The organism is Marilutibacter penaei (assembly GCF_014145395.1).
Taxonomy (GTDB): domain Bacteria; phylum Pseudomonadota; class Gammaproteobacteria; order Xanthomonadales; family Xanthomonadaceae; genus Marilutibacter; species Marilutibacter penaei.
In genome coordinates, this window is record NZ_JACHTE010000005.1 from 173,680 (window position 1) to 193,827 (window position 20,148).

Annotated in this window: 13 protein-coding genes and 1 pseudogene; 3 read left to right on the forward strand and 11 right to left on the reverse strand. The window is 70.3% G+C overall.

All coding sequences use genetic code 11. The annotated features are described in order from the left end of the window. Nucleotides 1–536 precede the first annotated feature (536 nt). The 5 genes and pseudogenes from H4F99_RS14690 to H4F99_RS08385 form a co-directional block, all read right to left on the reverse strand. Nucleotides 537–2,759 (reverse strand): annotated as a pseudogene (locus tag H4F99_RS14690) (FimL-related protein); the annotation flags it as partial. A 120-nt stretch (nt 2,760–2,879) separates the two neighbouring features. Further along, nucleotides 2,880–4,901 carry a methyl-accepting chemotaxis protein gene (locus H4F99_RS08370; protein WP_182669281.1) on the reverse strand — a complete coding sequence of 674 codons (2,022 nt, stop codon included), beginning with the start codon at nt 4,899–4,901 and terminating at the stop codon, nt 2,880–2,882. Continuing rightward, entirely contained in the window at nt 4,898–5,506 is a 609-nt protein-coding gene (locus tag H4F99_RS08375) for a chemotaxis protein CheW (protein ID WP_182669282.1), read from the reverse strand. Before H4F99_RS08375 ends, H4F99_RS08370 begins: the two co-directional genes overlap by 4 nt. Nucleotides 5,507–5,525: 19 nt before the next feature. Next, a complete protein-coding gene (locus H4F99_RS08380; RefSeq protein WP_182669283.1) occupies nt 5,526–5,891 on the reverse strand; it encodes a response regulator in 366 nt (121 codons plus the stop codon). 18 nt (nt 5,892–5,909) lie between these two features. Then, complete coding sequence (locus H4F99_RS08385) at nt 5,910–6,323, reverse strand: response regulator (RefSeq protein WP_182669284.1); 414 nt, start codon at nt 6,321–6,323, stop codon at nt 5,910–5,912. Between the two features lie 222 nt (nt 6,324–6,545). Here H4F99_RS08385 and gshB point away from each other — a divergent pair, with 222 nt between their 5' ends. Further along, entirely contained in the window at nt 6,546–7,505 is a 960-nt protein-coding gene (gshB, locus tag H4F99_RS08390; RefSeq protein ID WP_182669285.1) for a glutathione synthase, read from the forward strand. Continuing rightward, a complete protein-coding gene (locus H4F99_RS08395; protein WP_182669286.1) occupies nt 7,502–8,386 on the forward strand; it encodes an energy transducer TonB in 885 nt (294 codons plus the stop codon). Before gshB ends, H4F99_RS08395 begins: the two co-directional genes overlap by 4 nt. A 3-nt stretch (nt 8,387–8,389) precedes the next feature. Here H4F99_RS08395 and tsaB read toward each other — a convergent pair whose 3' ends face one another. Genes tsaB through mrcB form a run of 4 tightly spaced genes read right to left on the reverse strand, consistent with a single transcriptional unit; the run spans nt 8,390 to nt 14,113 of the window. Beyond that, nucleotides 8,390–9,088 (reverse strand): tRNA (adenosine(37)-N6)-threonylcarbamoyltransferase complex dimerization subunit type 1 TsaB, encoded by a 699-nt coding sequence (gene tsaB / locus H4F99_RS08400; protein WP_182669287.1) that lies wholly within the window; start codon nt 9,086–9,088, stop codon nt 8,390–8,392. A 45-nt stretch (nt 9,089–9,133) separates the two neighbouring features. After that, nucleotides 9,134–11,188 carry a DNA repair helicase YoaA gene (gene yoaA / locus H4F99_RS08405; protein ID WP_182669288.1) on the reverse strand — a complete coding sequence of 685 codons (2,055 nt, stop codon included), beginning with the start codon at nt 11,186–11,188 and terminating at the stop codon, nt 9,134–9,136. A gap of 1 nt (nt 11,189) precedes the next feature. Next, nucleotides 11,190–11,720: a tetratricopeptide repeat protein gene (locus tag H4F99_RS08410; RefSeq protein WP_182669289.1), complete on the reverse strand. Its 531-nt coding sequence runs from the start codon at nt 11,718–11,720 to the stop codon at nt 11,190–11,192. Further along, nucleotides 11,717–14,113 carry a penicillin-binding protein 1B gene (gene mrcB, locus H4F99_RS08415; RefSeq protein WP_182669290.1) on the reverse strand — a complete coding sequence of 799 codons (2,397 nt, stop codon included), beginning with the start codon at nt 14,111–14,113 and terminating at the stop codon, nt 11,717–11,719. Before mrcB ends, H4F99_RS08410 begins: the two co-directional genes overlap by 4 nt. Before the next feature lie 110 nt (nt 14,114–14,223). Here mrcB and H4F99_RS08420 point away from each other — a divergent pair, with 110 nt between their 5' ends. Beyond that, nucleotides 14,224–16,341: a glycosyltransferase gene (locus H4F99_RS08420; protein ID WP_182669291.1), complete on the forward strand. Its 2,118-nt coding sequence runs from the start codon at nt 14,224–14,226 to the stop codon at nt 16,339–16,341. Here H4F99_RS08420 and H4F99_RS08425 read toward each other — a convergent pair. After that, nucleotides 16,338–17,804: a hypothetical protein gene (locus H4F99_RS08425; RefSeq protein ID WP_182669292.1), complete on the reverse strand. Its 1,467-nt coding sequence runs from the start codon at nt 17,802–17,804 to the stop codon at nt 16,338–16,340. The two genes, H4F99_RS08420 and H4F99_RS08425, sit on opposite strands and share 4 nt — an antisense overlap. Nucleotides 17,805–17,921: 117 nt before the next feature. Further along, a complete protein-coding gene (locus H4F99_RS08430) occupies nt 17,922–20,087 on the reverse strand; it encodes a RelA/SpoT family protein (RefSeq protein ID WP_182669293.1) in 2,166 nt (721 codons plus the stop codon). Nucleotides 20,088–20,148 lie beyond the last annotated feature (61 nt).

Sequence of the window (20,148 nt, forward strand, 5' to 3'; positions counted from 1 at the left end):
TTCACCGGCGTGCCCGTGGCCTGCTGGCGACGGATGAAGCCTTCGGAAGGCGCGGTGATCTCGGTGATCACCGGCACTTCGGTCATCGCGAACGCGCCATTGAGCGTGTGCACGGCGCGCAGCAGGCCATCACTGACCTCCTGCGGCGCGACCTGGGCCCGCGCGATCCAGTCTTCGATGACCACGAGGTGGCCACCGACCTCGGCATCGAGGATTTCAAGCAGGACGGCATCGACGGACGCAGGAACGCCCGGCGCTTCGTCGCTTGCCGGCTCGTCGAGCGCGCCGGGAAGCGCGGGCGCTTCGGACGCGACAGGCAGATCCGTGGCCGGTGCTTCTTCGGCCGGTGCTTCTTCGGCCACCGCCTCGCCAGGGCCAGCCCCGGCCGCCTCCACCGGTTCCGGTGCGGTGTAGAACACCTCTTCGCCCGCCGCGATGCGCTCGGCAACGGCTTCCATCGCGGCGAGATCGGCGGTGACGCCGGCCGTGCCCTGCAGCGCCGCGTGCATTTGCGGCAGTATGGCATGGGCCTGCTCCACCATGGCGACGACGGCAGGACTGGCCTCGCGGCCATGGTCCACGTCGAGCACGCGGTTGAGCATGTTCTCGATCTTCCAGCTGAACTCGCCCAGCGTGCGTGCGCCGACTAGGCGCCCGCTGCCCTTCAATGTGTGGAACACGCGGCGGATCGGGCGGAGCTTTTCCTTGTCGCCGGGCGCGGCGTACCAGGCCGGCAGCAGGCCGCCCAGGTTGGCGATTTCCTCCTCGACCTCCTCCAGGAAGACCTCGCGGATATCGTCGTCGATGTCCTCGCTGTGCTCGAAACCGCCGAGCGCCGGCGCCACCGGCACCGGCTTCCCGGCCATGTCGCCCTCGACCGGAGCGTCCTGACCGGCTTCCCCGGCGTCGGAACGGGTGGCGTCGTCGTGCGCGGGCGGCGCCACGGCAGGCGTCTTCGCAGGCTCGGGCGCGCGTTGCAGGCCGTCCAGTGCCCGCGATACGGCCTCGCGGGTCGCGTCGTCGATATGCACGCCGCCGGGCACGCTGCCCGCTTCGACATGTTCCGCTGCACTCGGCACCGGCCAGTAGCCGAGCTGTTCGAGGCTGGTGCGCGCGATCTCGAGGATGCGCTCGCGGTTCGGGCGATTCTCGCGCACCGCCTCGAGGTAGTACTCGAGGCTGGCCAGGGCATCGGCCATGGTGTCGAGCTGGCTGCCGCCCGGCACCCGGCGCTTCGCGATCAGCTCGACCTCGGTATAGCGCTGGATGCCCTTGAGGTACTCACCCGGCAGCGCGAGCTCGAGGATCTGCATTGCGCCGCCGACTTCTTCGAGCAGGCGCGGCACTTCGACCAGTTCCTCGTGGTCCCAGCCGGTTTCGACGAAGGCGACGAACGCCTGGCGCGCATCGCTGAAGTTGGCGATGGCCTCGCGGACGACGACTTCGAGCACCTTGCGGGACTCACTGGCCAGCATGCCCTCTTCCGGCTCCGGGCCCTGGTGGCCAAGGCGGGAGACCTGGTCGTCCAGGCTGGCATCGACGTAGAGCAGCGCACCCGCCACGTCGAGCAGGGCACCTTCTTCGGCCGGCTTCACGCCACTGACGATGTCACGCAGCGCATCACGGTGCTGCACGACGACGTTGCGCGCCATGCCCAGCCCGAGCATGCCGAGGGTGTCGCTGACGCGGGTCAGGACGTCCACCTGGGGCGCCAGCGAGGATACGTCCTGCTGCTGGGTGCGGAGATGGAGGTCGAGCGCATCCTTGACGCGCAGCAGGTCCTCCTTGATGGCCGCCGAAACGGTATCGAGCAGGTCCCGGTTGCGGCCGCTCAGGCTGCCGCGCGCATGCTCCAGTTCCGACTCGCTTGGCAACTGGTCATCGAGGTTGAACGTTTCGCGCAGGCTGTCGAGGCCGGGATGGCCGCCCGCGCTGTGCGCCACGTGGTACAGGAGCTGGCGGGTCGGCTCGGCGGCGGGGCCGCTGCGCGGGCCGCTGAAGTCGTCCCCTTCGAGCATCTGGCGGGCTTCCCGCTCCACGCCGCCAAACGCCTGGCGCAGGGCGCGGGTGGGCGGCAGTGCGTTGTCACGGATGGCGCCCGCCACCGACTGGGCGACCCACAGCATGCGCCGCAGGCCCTCGGTGGAGACGTCCGACAGCAGCGCATCGATCGCGGCCACCAGTGCGCCGGGATCGGCCGGACCGGCGTGCTCCGGCCAGGTATCCAGCGCCTTGCGCAGCGCCGCGAGGTGGGGGCTGCTGCCCTTGTCGCGGGTGGCGCTGGGCACGGGCGTGGGCAGGTCGGACGGCAACGGCCGGTCCAGGTTGGGGGCGAACAGCACGCTCTCGTTCAGCCCGGCCTCGCCGCGCATCGCACGCAGCTCGTTGAGCAGCGGCAGCAGCACGATCGGAATGTCACGATGTCCACCCTGCAGCCGCTCCAGGTAGTCGGGCAGCTGCACCGCGCCTCGCATCAGGACCGCGCAGGCCTCGTCGCGGTTCTCGATCTCCCCATGCATCAGGGCCAGCGAAAGCCGCTCCATTTCCTCGGCGACCATGGCCGGCGCATACAGCTCCACCATCCGCAGCGTGCCGTGCACCTGGTGCAGGTGACTGGCGCAGACCCGCATGCGAGCGGTATCGGCCGGGGTGTCGGCAAAGGCCTCGATCTCCTCGCGCGCCTGCTTGAGGGTCTGGTCCAGCTCCGGCTTGATCCAGCCGAGGGTGGTGGTGTCGATCGCGTCGCTCATCACGGTCATGGCCTGCCGGCCCTCCCCTCACGGAGAAGGCACGCGGTGTGCTTCGCGGTGTCGAACTTCGCCATGTCGAACATCGCGATATTCATGCCCGGCTCTCTCATCGTACTGCCGGCCCCTGGATCAAGCCGGCAGCTTGAAGTCGGCGACCGAACGGCGCAGGTCGGCGGCGAGCTGCGCGAGGTTTCCGATCGACTGCGCGGTCTGGCTCGCACCCTGCGAGGTCTGCGCGGTGATCGACTGGATGGTGTTCATCGTGCTGGTGATGTTCGAGGCGGCGCTGGTCTGCTGCTGCGCGGCGGTCGAGATGCCCTGGATGAGGCCCGACAGATCGGACGACACCTTTTCGATCTCGCCCAGCGCGGTACCCGCGTCCTCGGCCAGTCGCGCACCGGCGACCACTTCCGAGGTCGTCTGCTCCATCGAGCTGACCGCTTCGTTGGTATCGGACTGAATGGTCTGGACCAGGGTCTCGATTCGCTTGGTCGCGTTCGAGGCGCGTTCCGCGAGTCGCTGCACTTCGTCGGCCACGACCGCGAACCCGCGGCCCGCCTCGCCGGCCGAGGCCGCCTGGATGGCGGCGTTCAGCGCCAGGATGTTCGTCTGCTCCGAGATGTCGTTGATCAGTTCAACGATCGAGCCGATCTCCTGCGAGCTTTCGCCCAGTCGCTTGATTCGCTTCGAGGTTTCCTGGATCTGGTCGCGGATGTTGTCCATGCCGGCGATCGTCTGGCGCACGACGCCCGCGCCCTTGGTCGCGATCTGCACCGAGCGCTGCGCCACGTCCGCGGACTCGGCGGAGTTGCGCGACACCTGGTTGATGCTGTCCGCGATTTCGCTGATTCGGCTGGACGCGGAGTTGATCTCCTGCGCCTGGTGCTCCGCGGCCTCGGCCAGGTGCATGGCGGTGGCCTGGGTTTCCTGCGCGCTGGACGCGACCTGCACCGAGGTGTCGGTAATGGTCTGCACCAGGCTGCGCAGCTGCTCGACGGCGAAGTTGATCGAGTCCGCGATCGCGCCGGTCATGTCCTCGGTCACGGTCGCCTTCACGGTCAGGTCGCCTTCCGCGAGCGAACCCATTTCGTCCAGCAGGCGCATGATCGCCTCTTGGTTCCGGTCGTTCAGTTCCTTCGTGGTCTGGTAACGGACCTGCTGCGCGCGGTTGAGCGAGTAGAGCAGGCCGACGATCGCGAACAGCGCGATGGCACCGGACACGATACTGATCCACACGTTGCCGAGGATGTTGGTATCGGTCAGCGAACCGGTCGAGGTGAAGGCATTGAAGAGCTGCTTGGCGTCGTTCTCGAGCGACTCGGCGCCGTCGGTCAGGCTGGCGGCAGCGGCCTGCGCCTGGAAGAGGTTGGGAGAACTGGCGAGGATCGCGTCCACGTCGTTCTTCATGTCCGCCCACATCGCGTCGACCTGGTCGAGGGCCGCCAGCGCACTCTGGTTGCTCAGCGCGGTGATGCTGGGGTTCTCGCCACCCTCGCGCAGCGCGGTCAGCACGTTGTCGAACACCAGCACGTCGCGGGCCAGTGCGTCGCCGGCCACGGTGGCGGCCGAGCCGCCCGCCTGGATCTCGGTGATGCGGCGGGCGATCGTACCGGACAGCACCACCTGGCGCAGGGCGTAGTAGACCTGCGAGGACGGGGAGCCGCTGGAGGACATCGCACGGACCAGCTCGTCCAGGTTGGCCTGCAGCTGCGGGACCTTCGCGTTGAAGTTCTCGACGTTGCCGGCCAGGCCGAGCACCGCTTCCTCGCTCTGGATCAGCGTGCCGGCGCTTTCGCCGAGCGGCTGCCAGGTGCCGCTGACCGTGGAAATCGGGCCGGCGACGCCGGTGGTGCTGCCGAAGTTCTGGTTCAGGTCGGCGATGTGGCCGTCGATGCTGGCCTTGGTGGACTTGAACGCCGCGAAGGCATCCTGGTCACCACCGACGGCCTCTCGGCCCTGGACCGCCAGCTTCTGCGACAGGACCTGCAGGTCCGACGCCGCCGAGCTGGCCGCACCCAGGCGGGATGCCTTCCAGATCGAGTAGCCGGTGTTGAGGCCGAACACCACCAGTGCGATGCCGAGCACCGTCAGCCAGAAGTTGACGCCGTACTGGCGGGTTTTGCCAACAGCGTTGTTCATCTCAGTGCTCATGATTCGACCTCAAGTGTGTTGCGTGCGCCCAGGTCGGGCCGTGCGATGTCGGAGGCGGCCTGCCTGAATTCCGGTGTGCGGGTAAGTCGGTCCAGGCTGAAGACGCGCCACAGCGCGCCCTCGAGCCGGTAGTAGCGATCGGTGAGGTGGCGGTAGCGGCCTTCCACCCAGGCGGCCATGTCGTCCTCGGGGACCTCGAGGTCGTCGACGTCGAGCAGGTGTTCCTCGAGGAAGCTGCGCTGGCCGTGGAGCTCGTCGATCAGGACGGCGACGTTGCCTCCTCCCTGGCGGACCAGCAGCATGCGCTGCCCCTCGTGCAGCACGGTGCGCTCGGCCTGCATGAACTGCTTGAGGTCGACCACCGGCATCAGATTGCCGCGGACGTTGGCCAGCCCCAGCATCCACGGCTGCGCGCCCGGGACGGGCGTCAGGGCTGGCAGGGTCAGGATCTCGACCACCTCGTCGAAGGCGGAAGCGAGGCGGTGGCTGCCGATGCGGTAGCCGACGCCGCGCCACAGCCCCGGTGCGTCGATCTGCTCGGGCAGGCCGATCACGTGCGCGAGGCTGCGCTGTTCGTAGTCGACCAGGACCTCGAAGGGCGTCATGTGCGTGTCCACGGGAGGCTCAGTCCCCGAGCAGGTCGTTGATGCGCGCGACCAGTTCGTCCTCGCGGGGCGGCTTGACGATGTAGTCCTTGGCCCCCTGCCGCAGACCCCAGGCCTTGTCCGTGTCCATGCTCTTGGTGCTGACGATCAGCACCGGGATGGCCTTGGTGTCGGCACCGCGGGTCAGCGCACGCGTCGCCTGGAAGCCGTTCATGCCGGGCAGCACCACATCCATCAGCACCAGGTCCGGCTGCTCCCGCCGGCAGACTTCGATGCCGTCCTCGGCGCTGCCGGATGACAGCACCTCATGGCCATTGCGCTCGAGGAGCTGGGTGAGGACCGCCGTGTCGGTCGGCGAGTCTTCGATCAGGAGAATGCGTGCCATTGGTGCCCTACCCCCCGGTCAGGCGTTGTTTGCTTCGTTGGATGCGTGGGTGCGGATGGCGCCGAGGAGTTCCTCGCGCGTGAAAGGCTTGGTGAGGTACTGCTCGGAGCCGACGATGCGGCCGCGCGCCTTGTCGAACAGGCCGTCCCTCGAGGACAGCATGATCACCGGCGTGCTCTTGAACAGCTGGTTGCTCTTGATCAGGGCGCACGTCTGGTACCCGTCCAGGCGCGGCATCATGATGTCCACGAAGATGATCTGCGGCTGCTGGTCGGCGATCTTCGCCAACGCCTCGAAGCCATCGACAGCCGTGACGACGTCACAGCCCTCTCGTTTCAACAGCGTCTCTGCAGTCCGCCGGATGGTCTTGGAGTCATCGATCAACATGACCCGCAGTCCATCGAGGCTGCCAGTGCGGCCCTCGTCAAGCATTCCGTGTTCCCCAAATGCGGACGCCATTAGTTATGTAGGAGCATCGCGGCGTCTCGCTCGGTTGTCTTTATTCCAAGCCTGAGGGCCAGTGTCAAGCACGAAATGGCCTGAAACCCGGGTGAAACAGCCATTCAGGCGAGCGGGTTCCGGTTTCGGTGACGCGATCGGCGCCGCGGCGGCTGCGCCTGCTACCATCGCCCGACCCGACCTGCGCCTTCCGCCATGCCGCTCGACATCGTCGTCGTGATGGACCCCATCGAGTCCGTCAAGACCGCCAAGGACTCCACCTTCGCCATGTTGCTGGAGGCCCAGCGGCGTGGCCATGGGCTGTGGTACGTGCTTCCCGGCGGCCTGTCGCTGCTCGACGGCCGCGCAGTGGCCCGCGCGGCGCGCCTGGCTGTACGTGACGCGCCGAGCGCATGGTTCGAACTGGAACAGCCGTCACAGATTGACCTGGGGCCGGGCCAGGTGGTGCTCATGCGCAAGGACCCGCCGGTGGATGCCGAATACATCCACGACACCCAGGTGCTCAGCATCGCCCAGGCCGCGGGTGCCCGGGTCGTCAACGACCCGCAGGGGCTGCGCGACTACAACGAGAAACTCGCCGCCCTCCTGTTCCCGCAATGCTGCGCCCCCACCGTGGTCACGCGCGACAATGCCGTCCTGAAGGCATTCGTCGCCGAGCACGGGGAGGCGGTGCTGAAACCGCTCGACGGCATGGGCGGGCGGTCGATCTTCCGCGCCCGCGCAGGCGAAGCGAACCTCAACGTCATCCTGGAAACCCTGACCGGGGGCGGCGGCCGGCTTGCGATGGCGCAACGCTATCTGCCCGAGATCGCCGACGGCGACAAACGCATCCTGCTGGTGGACGGCGCGCCGGTGGACTACTGCCTGGCGCGGATTCCGCAGGGCGACGAGTTCCGGGGCAACCTCGCCGCGGGCGGCCGGGGCGAGGCGCGCCCGCTGAGCGAACGCGACCGCTGGATCGCTGCGCAGGTCGGGCCGGAGATGAAGCGGCGCGGCATGCTGTTCGTCGGCCTCGACGTGATCGGCGACTACCTGACCGAAGTCAACGTCACCAGTCCGACCTGCATCCGCGAGATCGACGCCGCCTACGGGATCAACATCGCGGGATCGTTGTTCGACGCCATCGAAGCCCGGGAAGCCGCGCACCGGGCATGACCGCGGCCACCCGTCCCCTTCCCGCCCGGACGCTGCCGGACGAGAACCAGCGCCTGACGGCGACACTGGTGCTGTCGCTGCTGCTGCACGGCGTCCTGCTCCTCGGCGTGGGCTTCGCACTCGAGCGCGCGGCACCGGTGGTCCCGACACTCGACGTGATCCTCACCCAGACACGCAGCCCCCTTACCCAGGCGCAGGCCGACTTCCTGGCGCAGGCGAGCAACCAGGGTGGAGGCGAACACGAAAAGAGCACGCGGCCGCGCGATAACCAGACCGGGCCGGCACCGCAGCCCGACCCCGGCGTGGCCCCGATGCCAATGCGCGCGCAATCGCCGGCGCCACGGCCCCCGCCGGAGGCCCGGGTGGTCAGCAGCCCCCGAGGTGAGACCCGCGCGCCAGCCGCCCGCGACACCCCGGACCCCACCGAGACGCCCTTGCCGCGCGGGGAGGAAAAAGTCGAACGGGACATGGCCATGGCACGGCTGGCGGCGGAGATCCACCTGCGCTCGGAACGCTATGCGAAGCGCCCCAAGCGGAAGTTCGTCTCGGCCAGCACGCAGGAGTACGCGTGGGCCGCCTATCTGCGCGACTGGGTGGACCGGGTGGAGCGCGTCGGGAACCTGAACTATCCGGACGAAGCGCGCCGACGGCGGCTGGCGGGGCAGGTCGTCATCAGCGTGGCCATCCGCCGGGACGGAAGCGTGGAACGGGCCGACATCATCCGCAGCAGCGGGGTGCCGGTGCTCGATGCATCGGCCCTGCGCATCGCCCGCCTCGCCGAGCCTTACTCGCCATTGCCCCGCACCGACGAGGACCCCGACATCCTCCACGTCACCCGCACCTGGAATTTCCTCCCGGGCGGTCGACTCGTCGACGACTGAGCGTCAACCGGACCGGCGGGCCTGCTGTTCCGCAAGCGTCAGCGCGACGTTGTTGCGCAGGTAGGCCGGCTCCACGCGCTCCGCGGGCACGACGCCCCCCCGCTCGAACGCCCGCGACGCCAGGCGGGCCACGTCGGCGGCATGGGGCAGTTCGTTCGCCGCGACGGTGGCCAGGTGCCCGGAAAGCGCCGATCCCAGGGCCCCCTCGCCGGCAGCGAAGCCGGTGCCGACCCCGTGCCAGGCGCCATCGACCGCATCCCCGGGCAGCCGCACCTCCGCGGGCGGTTGCACGCGTTCCGAATCGAGCGGCGCCACGTCCACCCCGGTTCGCTGGAAAGCGGCGACGTATACCTCGCCCATGCGCGCATCGATCGCCGCCAGCACCTGCCCGGCCGGGCCCCGCATCGCGAGCGCCGCCAGCGTGGACACGGGCAGCAGCGGCCGGTCCAGGGCCAGCGCGATCCCCTGCGCCATGGCGATCGCCAGGCGGACGCCGGTGAACGCACCCGGGCCCCGGCCAACCGCGATCGCATCCAGCTGGCGACGGCCGACACCGGCCTCGGCCAGCAGCGCTTCGGCCCAGGGCAACGCCAGCTCGGCATGGCGCCGCGGCGCGACCTCGAACCGCTCCACGACCTCGCCATCCAGCCACAGGGCGACCGAGCACCCCTCGGTGGCGGTTTCCAGTGCGAGCAGCTTCATGCCTTCCCGGATTCCCGGCGCGCGACGGTACCCATGCGGGCCTCCTCAGAACAGGTCGTCGACGGTCGGCGCCGCCGGTTCCGGGCATTCTCGCCCAAAGAACGCCCTGACGTCGCCCACATCGCGGGTGCGCGGCACCGGGGGGAGTGAGTCCAGGAAGACCCGGCCGTACTGCTTGCCCAGCAGCCGCGGGTCGCACAGCACCAGCACCCCCCGGTCGCTTTCGGTGCGGATCAGCCGCCCCACGCCCTGCTTCAGCGCGATCACCGCCTGAGGCAGCTGCTCATCGCGGAAAGGATTGCCGCCATGGCGGCGGATCGCGTCCAGGCGCGCCTCGAACACGGGGTCGTCGGGCGCGGCGAACGGGAGCTTGTCGATGACCACCACGCTGAGCGCATCGCCCGCGACATCGACCCCTTCGCGGAAGCTGGCGGCCCCCAGCAGCACGCCATTCCCGGAGGCGCGGAAGCGTTCCAGGAGCAGGCCGCGCGGCGCATCCCCCTGCACGAACAATGGCCACGGGGCCTGCGCTTCCCGCAGCAGCGCGGCGACGTCACGCAGCGCCCGGTGCGATGCGAACAGCAGGAAGGCGCGGCCGGCCGACGCCTCCAGCACCGGCCACACGGCGTCGACGACGGCTGCCGCGTACTCGCGCGACGCCGGCTCCGGCAGCCCGTTCGGCAGGTAGCTGAGCGCCTGCGTCGCCCAGTCGAACGGGCTGGGTGCGAGCAGCGTCGCCGGCTCGACCAGCCCGAGCTTCCGGGCGAAGTGTTCGAAATGCCCGCCGACGGCGAGGGTGGCGGACGTGAACACCCAGGCCGCACGCGACCGCTCGCGGTGCTCGGCAAGGGGCGTGGACACGTCCAGCGGGGTCCGGCTCAGGCGGAACCCGCGTGCGGTCAGCTCGTACCAGCGGACACTTTCCGCGTCGGCAGGAACGGACAGGGGCGCCCGCTCGTCGGGGTCGGCAGGCGGTGCCGCCGCCTCGACGTCCGCCTCGAGGTTCCGCCAACGCCGCAACCGCGCCGCATGGTCGCGGGCCCTGAACAGGCAGGCTTCGAAGCCCGGACTGCTGGCCTCCAGCGGGACCAGGGCAGCCGCCAGGCCCTCGAGCGCGTCGACAAGTGCATCCAGCGCCGCTTCACTGGCCTCCAGTTCCGCCGCGCGCAGGCGCGTGCCCCGGACCGGCAGGTCGTCCATCGCGCTGCGCAGGGCCCGGGTGGCCTGCTCCAGCGCCCGCGCCGGTTCCTGCACCGCCGCAAGCGCACCGGGCACGTCCCGGCATTCGGCCACGGCGTCGCGCGCCAGTTCCACCAGGGGACGGGCGCTCAAGGCCTCTCCGAAGAACTGCGCCGCGAGTTCGGGAAGCTGGTGCGCTTCGTCGACGACGAACGCCTGCGCACCGGGCAATATTTCGCCGAAGCCTTCCTGCTTCAACGCGAGGTCGGCCAGCAGCAGGTGGTGGTTGACCACGACCAGGTCCGCCGCCTGCGCACGCTGGCGGGCCTGGACCACGAAGCAGTCGGAAAAGAACGGACAGTCGCTGCCCAGACAGTTGTCGGTGGTCGACGTGACGACCGGCACCAGCGGAGAGTCTTCGCCGAGACCCTCGACTTCCGCCAGGTCACCCGATTTCGTCTGGCCGCTCCAGGCGACGATGCGCTGGAACTGCGCCGCCATTTCGCGGCTGTGGAACCGCGGTTCACCGCGCGCCTGCTGCATCCGGTAGTGGCACAGATAGTTGGCCCGCCCCTTCAGCAAGGCCGTCTTCAATCCCCGGCCGAGGGCATCGCGGACCCTCGGCAGGTCGCGGTGGTACAGCTGGTCCTGCAGCGCGCGCGTGCCCGTGGACACGATGGTCTTCATGCCGGACAACAGCGCGGGCACGAGATAGGCGAAGGTCTTGCCGGTACCGGTGCCCGCCTCGGCGATCAGCGTCCCCCGCCCGTCGAACGCATCGGCGATGGCGGCGGAGAGGTCCTGCTGCGCCGTGCGCGGGGCGAAGTGCTCCAGCGCGGCGGCCAGCGCCCCGCCCGCCTCCAGCGCCTCGCGTGCCGCGCGCGCCAGTCGCGACGGCGAAGTCCCTGTCGCCCCCGGCACGTCAGTAACGGGGGGGCGGCGCGACGGTGCAGGCGTCCCGGCGGCGCGCCAGCTCGTCGGGGGACACGCGCGGCAAGCCGTCCTCGCGCGGCGGCGTCGAACCGGCGTTGCGGGCCTGCAAGGCCGTCTCCCAGTGCTGGCGGCAGACCGGCCCGACCTCGGTGCCGAGGGTCGCGGCCTTCAGCGCAAGGCGCTCGGCCTCGTCCGCCTCGCCCAGCAGCAACGCGAGCTCGGCACGCCGCTGCAGGACGATGGGATCGGCCGGCGCCATGTCCAGCGCCAGGTCGATGCGTTCCGCCGCGGCGCGGTACAGGTGCTGCCCTTCGAGGGCGGACGCTTCGTCCAGCAGGTCGGCGACCTGCGGATCGCGCAGGGGTTGCACGTCGAGTTCCTGGGCATCGGCCGTCCCCGCGCCGCGGATCGTTGCAACGGCGGATTCGGCGTCGAAGCCGGGGACCTCTTCGACCGGTGCCACGATCGGCGACGCGCAGGCGGCGCACAGCAGTGCAGGCAGGAGCGGCAGGTACTTCATGGCGACGGGGTCTCGTCGGTGGGCGCCCCGGTTGCGTCCGCGGGGTCTTCATCGCGACCGAAGCCGAACCAGTCGCGCCAGCTCCGGCGTTCCTCGGGTTCGGGCGCCGGGGGCGCACAGGATACATACGCGGGCACGTGGCCGGAAACGAACGGGAATCGCCGCGCGCCCGGGCAATCGGCATCGGTACTGTCGCTGCCGACCACCCAGGCCCAGTCCAGGCCCTGGTCGCCCGCCCCGAGGGTGGCGCTGGGCAGGTGCCGGAAGATGTTGGACCACACGCGCATGGCGCCCGTGGCCCCATACAGGCCGGTGGCCTCGTTGTCGTCGTTGCCCATCCACACCACGGCGAGATGGTCGCCGGTCCACCCGGCAAACCAGCTGTCGCGCCCGTCGTTGCTGGTCCCGGTCTTGCCGGCCGGCGCCAGGTGACCGAGGCCGTCGGCCACCAGGCGGCGCCCGGTGCCGTCGGTGACCGCCTGTTGCAACGCAAGGGTGAGCAGCCGCGCCGCCACCGCATCGCCTTCCTGCGCGGGTGCCGGGGCGTTGTCGTAACGGTTCAAGGCCTGACCCTGCGCGTCCAGCACGCCGCGCACGGCATGCAGGGGCTGGATTTCGCCGCCGGAGGCGAGGAACTGGTAGAGCTGGGCCATCGCATACGGACTCTGGTCCAGCGAACCGAGGATCAACGCGGGATGGGGCTCGGCATCGATGCCGGCCAGGGTCTTCAGCAGCGCGGCGATGCGCTCGGGCGCAACCTGCATGCCGATGCGCACCGTGGCCTGGTTGTAGGAATGCACGAGCGCGTCCACCAGCCGCACCGTGCCGTGGCTGCGGCCGTCGGAGTTGCCGGGTTCCCAGGTCCTGCCGCGCGCGAGGTTGACGGTGACGGGCGAGTCATCCACCCAGGTCGCGAGCGACCAGCGGTCGGGCTGGGCCAGCGCCAGCAGGTTCACGAAGGGCTTGAGCAGCGAACCGACCGGACGGCGTGCCTCGAGGGCGCGGTTGAAGCCGGGACGGGCGAACTCGCGGCTGCCCACCAGGGCGATCACGTCGCCATTGTGGACGTCGGTGACCACGAGACCGGACTCGAGCGGGGGCCGCGTGTCATTGTCGAGGTCCTTCAGGGCCCGCGTCACGGCCGCTTCGGCATACGCCTGCGCGGACGGCGACATGCCGCTCATGACGGTCAGGCCCGCGCCCGAAAGCGCGTTGGCGGGGTAGTCGTTGGCCAGCTGCCGCCGGACCAGGTCGATATAGGCCGGGAAGCGATTGGCGGACAAGCGGCCGGGCTCGTCGCTGATGCCCAGCGGCGTTTCCCGCGCGCGCGCCAGTTCCGCATCGTCGATGAGGCCGGTCTCGTGCATTTCACCCAGGACGAAGTTGCGGCGCTCCAGCGCGGCCTGCGGATGGCGCCGCGGATCATAGGCCGACGGACCCTTGACGATGCCGATGAGCAGGGCGATCTGTTCGGTACTGAGGTTCTGCAGTTCTCGACCGAACCAGAACTCGGCGCCGGCGGCCACGCCATGGACCGCCTGTGCCCCCCGCTGGCCGAGATAGACCTGGTTGAGATAGGCCTCGAGGATGGTGCCCTTGTCGTAACGCGACTCGATCAGGAGGGCGTAGATGATCTCCTTCCCCTTGCGGGTGAAGGTCTGTTCGCGACCGATCCCGAGCAGGCCGCTGCGCGCGAGCTGCTGGGTCAGCGTGCTGGCGCCCTGCCGCGCCCCACCGGAGCGCAGGTTGACCCATGCCGCGCGCAGCATGCCGCCGACGTCGACGCCATGGTGGTGGGCGAAATCGCGGTCCTCCACCGCCTGCAGGCCGGTGACCAGCAGGTCGGGGACCTCCTCGATGCGGACCAGTCGGCGTTCTTCCTGCTTCTGTCCATACAGGGTGGCGATCCGCGCCGGATCAAGGCGCTGCGACTCCAGCGCCTGGTCGCTGGTCGCATCACGCAGGCGCGAGACGCGTCCCCCCGACAGTCGGAGGTCCACGCGACGCGCGGCCACGGGGCCATCGACATCGTCGAAGCCCCGGCTGGCGATGGTCCACGTGTTGTCCTCGCGCAGCCAGGTCCCCGGGGATTGGCCGTCGCCCTCGCGATAGGCCGCGGCGGCGAGCTCGGTGGCGAGGGTGTCGGCATCCAGCCTCAGGCCCGGCGCCAGCGTCAGCGGCCGCGCGTAGACACGCGTCGGGATCTGCCAGCGCAATTGGCCGAAGCGCTCCCCCACCTCATGGTTGAGGTGCAGCGTATAGGGCACCACGAACCCCAGCCCCGCGGCGACCAGGGCCAGCAGTACGGTGGCCAGGCGACGTCGCCAGCCGGGACCGGGGTTGTCTTCGATGTCGTCTTCGTCGTACTGGATCCGGGCCACGGCGTGGGACAATGGCGGGGCTGCACCCTCGTTCAGGCGAGTCTAGCGCAGCGTGGCGGCGCGCCCGCCCGGCCGATCCACGCCATCAGGAGCCCTTCAGCAATGCCCATCGCCGGACCCGCATGAGCTGGACCGATGTCCGATTCCAGATCGACCGCGCCACCGGACTGGTCCGCCGCGGCGTCGCCAGCCTGAGGACGCGCGGCTGGCGCGCCTCCTGGCAGCGCGTGCTGAAACAGTTCCGGCGCGTGCCCACCACACAGCGCGCGGCCTTGTACGAGCCCGGGCAAGCGCCCTTCGCACCCTTTGGCGTGCCCGACTCGGACACCCCGCGCGCGAGCATCGTCATTCCCGTCTACAACCAGTTCCCGCACACCCTCGCCTGCCTGCGCGCCATCGCAGCGCACCGGCCGATGGCGCCCGTCGAGGTCATCGTTGTGGACGACGGCTCGAGCGATGGCACGGAGGCGTCGCTGCGCCAGGTGACCGGCCTCCACTACGTGCGGCGGGCCTCCAATGGTGGCTTCATCGCCGCGTGCAACGACGGCGCCGCGCACGCCCGCGGCGATTATCTGGTGTTCCTCAACAACGACACCGTGCCGCAGCCCGGCTGGCTGGACGCACTGCTCGCCACCTTCGACACCCACCCCGACGCGGGCATCGTCGGCTCGCAACTGCTCTACCCGGACGGGCGCCTGCAGGAGGCGGGTGGCGTGGTATTCAATGACGGAAGCGGGTGGAACACGGGACGTTTCGAGTCTCCGCTGGATCCCCGATTCGCCACCTTGCGGGACACGGATTACTGCTCGGGTGCGGCGCTGGCCGTGCCCCGGGACCTGTTCGCTTCGCTGGGCGGCTTCGACGCACGGTATGCGCCCGCGTACTACGAAGATACCGATCTGGCCTTCGCGGTGCGCGCGAGCGGCCACCGGGTGCTCTATCAGCCGGCGGCTCGAGTCGTCCATGACGAAGGCGCCACCTCTGGAACCGACACCGGATCGGGCGTGAAGTCCTATCAGGTCCGTAACCAGGCGGTATTCCAGGAGAAGTGGCGTTCAGCGCTGGCCGCCCAGCCCAGTCCCGGTACCGCGATCGAAAAAGCGATGCATGGGCCACGTCGCCAGATCCTCGTCATCGACGCACTGACCCCGCGCCCGAACCATGACTCCGGCTCGCTGCGACTGGTCAACCTGATGCGCCTGCTGGGTGAAGAAGGCGCGCACGTGGTCTTCCTGCCCGCCGACCTGAAGCACGATGGCGACCACACGCTGGCGCTCCAGGCGCTCGGTGTCGAAGCCTGGCACGCCCCGTTCGCGCGTGGCATCCCGTCCTGGCTGCGCGAGCATGGCGGCCGGTTCGACACGGTCGTGGTGTGCCGCCACTATGTGCTGCGCGACGTCCTGCCGTTGCTGCGCCTGCACGCGCCGCAGGCCCGCCTGGTGTTCGACACCGTCGACCTTCACTACCTGCGCGAACGCCGCGGCGCCGCATTGTCCGGCGATGCGGCACAGGCACGTGCCGCCGAGCGGACGCGCACGCTGGAACTCGACCTGATCGGTCGCAGCGACGCCACCCTGGTGGTGAGCCACGTGGAACGCGACCTGCTGCGGGAGGATGCACCGGGCGCCCGGGTCGAGATCCTGTCCAACCTCCACCACGTGCCGGACCCCGGGCCGGGTTTCGACGCACGGAAGGACGTCATGTTCGTCGGCGGCTTCCGCCATCCCCCAAACGTGGATGCCGTCCTGTGGTTCGCCGAGGACGTCTGGCCGCGGATACGCGCGCGGGCGCCCGACCTGCGCTTCCACTGCATCGGCGGCGACGTCCCCGACGCGATCGCCGCGCTGCATGGCCGCGATGGCATCGAGGTGCACGGACACGTGCCGGACCTGCATCCCTACCTGCAGGGCTGCCGGGTCGCGGTGGCGCCGTTGCGCTACGGGGCCGGGGTCAAGGGCAAGGTCAACCAGAGCATGGCCCACGGCCAGCCGGTGGTGGCGACACCCTGTGCGGTGGAAGGCATGCACCTGACCGATGGCGAGGACGTGCGCGTCGCCGACACCGCGGCGGCGTTCGCGGACGCGGTCCTGCGCCTGCAGGCCGATGAAGCGTTGTGGGATCGACTCGCCGCGAACGCCCGGCGCAACGTCGAACGCCACTTCTCGCTGGACGCCGGTCGCGATGTCGTCCGGCGGGTCCTGCTGCACGTGGATGAAACGGAAACCCCGCCGGTGCGCTAGGGCGTGATATCGGCCGCGCGCACGCGCTCGGCGAACGCGTCCAGTCCCTCCACGTGCGCGTCCAGCGCGGTGGCGGCCTCCAGCGCGGTCCGCGCGCGCTCGAGCTCGCCGGCCCCCAGGCGCTCGTCGCCAACCGCGATCCAGCGTGCAGCCAGGCGTCGGCGCGACGCGACGACTTCGTCCTCGCGGTGGCCGAGCGCCGCCATCGCCTGTAGGCAATGCCCGGCACGGGCCAGGCGGTTCGCGCGCAACGCATCCTCGAAGCAGGCCGCGGATGCCGGTGCCAGGCGCGCGCTGGCCGCCTGCACGCGCGGGTCGTCAGGCGCCAGGGCCCGGGCCGCCGCCAGCCGGTCGTAGGCGCTCTCGCCCGGAGGTGACAGCACATCGCCGCGGCCCTGCGCCCCGGCGGCCTGTGCCAGCAGCCGGGTGATCGCTTCTTCCCGCTGCTCGGCGGTCAGCCCGGCACCGCCACCGTCGGCACGTCGCTGCGAGTCGCGGGCCGCTTCGATGCGACGTGCGCTGGCGTCGAGGTCGAGCCGGGCGTCCGGCACCAGGGCGGCGGTCACCCGCGCCTCGTCCAGCGCGGCTTCCGCCTGCTCGAAGCGGAAGTCCGCCGCGGCCCGCTCGGCCTCCGTCTTCCATTCGCGGGCCAGCCGGACCAGGCCCTCACGGGCCTCGGGGTCGCGCGCATCCACCCGCAGGAGCTCGTGCCACAGCGCCCGCGCATCCGTTCGCCGTCCCCGCGACAGCGCCTCGCCGGCCCGCGCGTGCGCGGCCTCGCGCTGGCGTGACCACTCGGCCATCGCTCCGGGAAGATCGACATGGCCGGGATCGAAACGGCGCGCTTCGGCCAGACGCCGGCCGGCTCGCGCGAGTTCGCCGGCAGCCATGTCGCGCCAGGCTTGCTGGATGACCGCGGTCAATGCATCTTCGCGCCCTTCGAGTGCGGCCTGGTTGGCGGGCTCGTATTGCAGGACCTGGCGGTACATCGGAAGCGCAGCGCCGGAATGGCCCACCAGGTCCCCCGCGCGCAACGCCGACCCTGCCGCCACGAGCCACGTTTCGATGTCCACGCTGGCCGCCTCGTGCGCTCTCAGGCGACGCTCCACCGCCGATGCGGCATCCCGGGGCACCTGCAGCTCCCGGGCGAGGCGCAACGCCGCGTGGGCCTCGGGCAACCGGCCCGCCGCGATCTCGGCCTCGGCACGTGTCAGTGCCGCGAGACCGACGCGCTGCAAGCCCTCCCGGGCTTCAAGCCGGTCGGGATCCAGTGCCTGCGCGGCCTCGTAAAGCTCTCGGGCACCGCTGCCGTCCGCCCTGCTCAGCCGGCCTTCGTCCAGCGCGCGGGCCGCGTCCACCAGCAACTGCTGCGCGCGCGTGCCCGGCCACAACCAGTCCGCCAGCGGCTGGCGCCACCAGGCGAGCAGGGCCACCGCAAGGATCAGCGTCAGGCCTCCGAACATCCAGCGCCTACGCGCCAAGGCGCCGGGCGCATCCCGGCGGAACGACTGGGGCCGGTTTCGGGAAAGTGGCTCACGACTCATCGCGACGAGGATAGTCCCGGTTGCGTGAGGGTCCCCTCAGGAGCGACGCGCATACTCCACGCCCGGCAGCGCGGCGAGCTTGCCCAGGACCGTCGACAGGCGGCCGTAGTCCTCCACCTTCAGGCGCAGATGGACACGGACGAGCGCACCGCCGCGCTCGTGGTCCGCGCGCATGCTCGTGACGTGGACATTGTCCTGCGCCACCACGTTGGTGATGTCCTTCAGGAGCCACTTCCGGTCGATCGCGCGGAGTTCGGCATCGACCTCGTGTGCACTCCGCGACCGCCCCCACTCGACGGGCAGGACGCGCTGCGGCTGCTGGGCGGTCAGCCGCAGGAAGGTCGCACATCCGGGGCGATGCACGCTGACGCCGCGGCCGCGGGTCAGGTACCCGACGATGGCCTCCCCCGGGAGGGGCTGGCAGCAACGCGCCAGTTGCGTCAGTACGTTCCCGACGCCCTCGACCGTGAATTCGCTCGTGGCATCGCGGCGCGCGCGCGGTGCGGACGCCTGCACGGATGGGGATGCCGGCGCTTCGACCGCCGCGCTCGCCCGTTCGTGCTCCAGCAGCACCCGCCCCACCTGGTGCGGCCCCAGGTCGCCCAGGGCGACCTGGATGTGCAGGTCGCCGTCATGGGCCACGCTGAAGCGCTCGCGTGCCGGCGCCAGGTCCGCCCCCAGCAGGCCGAGCCTGCGCAGCTCCTTGTCGAGCATCTCCTTGCCGGCCTGTTCGTTGCGCGCCCGGTCCAGTTTATGGAACCACGTCCGGACCTTCTGTCGGGAGCGGCTGCTGGCGAGGAAACCATTGGCCTCCACCAGCCAGTCGCGCCGCGGCTCCCCGGTCTTCGCGGTCATGATCTCGACGCGGTCGCCGGTCGACAAACGGTGGTCGAGCGGCACGATGCGGCCATCGACCTTCGCCCCCCGGCACCGGTGTCCGACCTCGGTATGCACGTGGTAGGCGAAGTCCAGCGGCGTGGCGCCCATCGGCAGGTCGACCACCTCGCCCTTGGGCGTGAGCACGTAGACCCGGTCCTCGACCAGTTCGCTGTCGAGGTCACCGGCCAGCTGCGCCTCGTCGTCGCGGCCTTCCAGCAGCTTGCGCATCCACGCGATACGGCGGTCGAACGCGGCGTCCGCCGCCTGGCTGCCGGACTCCTTGTACTTCCAGTGCGCGGCGACGCCCAGCTCGGCCTGGCGATGCATCTCGTGCGTGCGGATCTGCACCTCGAGGGTCTTGCCCTCGGGCCCCACCACCGCCGTATGCAACGAACGGTAGTCGTTGCGCTTGGGGCGCGCGATGTAGTCGTCGAACTCGCTGGGGATCGGTGCCCATTGCGCGTGGACGATACCGAGCGCGGCATAGCAGGCGGCCACGTCGTCGACCAGCACCCGTACGGCGCGCAGGTCGTACAGTTCGCCGATCGGCACGTCCTTGCGCTGCATCTTCTTCCAGATGCTGAAGATGTGCTTGGGGCGCCCGGCGACCTCGGCGCGGATGCCCTGCGCCTCCATCGCGTCGCGCAGCACCTGCTTGACCTGCTCGATGTAGCGTTCGCGGTCGCCACGCTTGCCGTCGAGCAGGCGTGCGATGCGCTTGTAGGTATGGGGGTCGAGGTAGCGGAACGCGAGATCCTCCAGCTCCCATTTCAGCTGCCAGATACCGAGCCGGTTGGCGAGCGGCGCGTGGATGTCGCGGGTCAGGCGCGCCAGCGCGACGCGCTCGTCTTCCGGCAGCGCCATCGCGTGGCGCATGCGCGCCAGCTGCCGGGCCAGCAGGATGGAGACCACGCGCAGGTCCCGGACGATCGCCAGCAGCAGCCGGCGCAGGCCCTCCGGGCTGCCGCCGCGTTCGGCCTGCTCAGCATGCAGCACGCGGACCTGCGCGGCCGCCTCCTGGCCTTCCAGCAAGCCGAACACCGCGGGATGCGCATCCTTGAAGGCGGCGCCCAGCAGGCCGGGCAGCGTCGGGTACTGGCGCAACAGGGTGGCCCAGAGCGTGTCGGCATCCGCCCCCAACCGGGCCAGCGAACCCAGCATGTCCTCGACCACCTCGACCGGATCACGGGCCTGCTCAAGCACTCCGTCCGCCGCCAGCGCACGTGCGAGCAGGTCACGGCCGGACACGTCGAGGACGGTCAGGGCCGGGGCATCCAGAAGGCGCAGGGGCGATCCGGGCAGGGGCGCGGGAGGGGCGTTCACGGCGGTTGGGGCGTTTACATCGGGCGACTACACTATCGCCAACTGACCACGGGGACACCAT

Coding starts and splice junctions, on each gene's coding strand:
- H4F99_RS08370 (WP_182669281.1), bottom strand. CDS start 4,901: ATGAGCACTGAGATGAACAACGCTGTTGGCAAAACCCGCCAGTACGGC.
- H4F99_RS08375 (WP_182669282.1), bottom strand. CDS start 5,506: ATGACGCCCTTCGAGGTCCTGGTCGACTACGAACAGCGCAGCCTCGCG.
- H4F99_RS08380 (WP_182669283.1), bottom strand. CDS start 5,891: ATGGCACGCATTCTCCTGATCGAAGACTCGCCGACCGACACGGCGGTC.
- H4F99_RS08385 (WP_182669284.1), bottom strand. CDS start 6,323: ATGCTTGACGAGGGCCGCACTGGCAGCCTCGATGGACTGCGGGTCATG.
- gshB (WP_182669285.1), top strand. CDS start 6,546: ATGCCGCTCGACATCGTCGTCGTGATGGACCCCATCGAGTCCGTCAAG.
- H4F99_RS08395 (WP_182669286.1), top strand. CDS start 7,502: ATGACCGCGGCCACCCGTCCCCTTCCCGCCCGGACGCTGCCGGACGAG.
- tsaB (WP_182669287.1), bottom strand. CDS start 9,088: ATGAAGCTGCTCGCACTGGAAACCGCCACCGAGGGGTGCTCGGTCGCC.
- H4F99_RS08410 (WP_182669289.1), bottom strand. CDS start 11,720: ATGAAGTACCTGCCGCTCCTGCCTGCACTGCTGTGCGCCGCCTGCGCG.
- H4F99_RS08420 (WP_182669291.1), top strand. CDS start 14,224: ATGAGCTGGACCGATGTCCGATTCCAGATCGACCGCGCCACCGGACTG.
- H4F99_RS08425 (WP_182669292.1), bottom strand. CDS start 17,804: ATGTTCGGAGGCCTGACGCTGATCCTTGCGGTGGCCCTGCTCGCCTGG.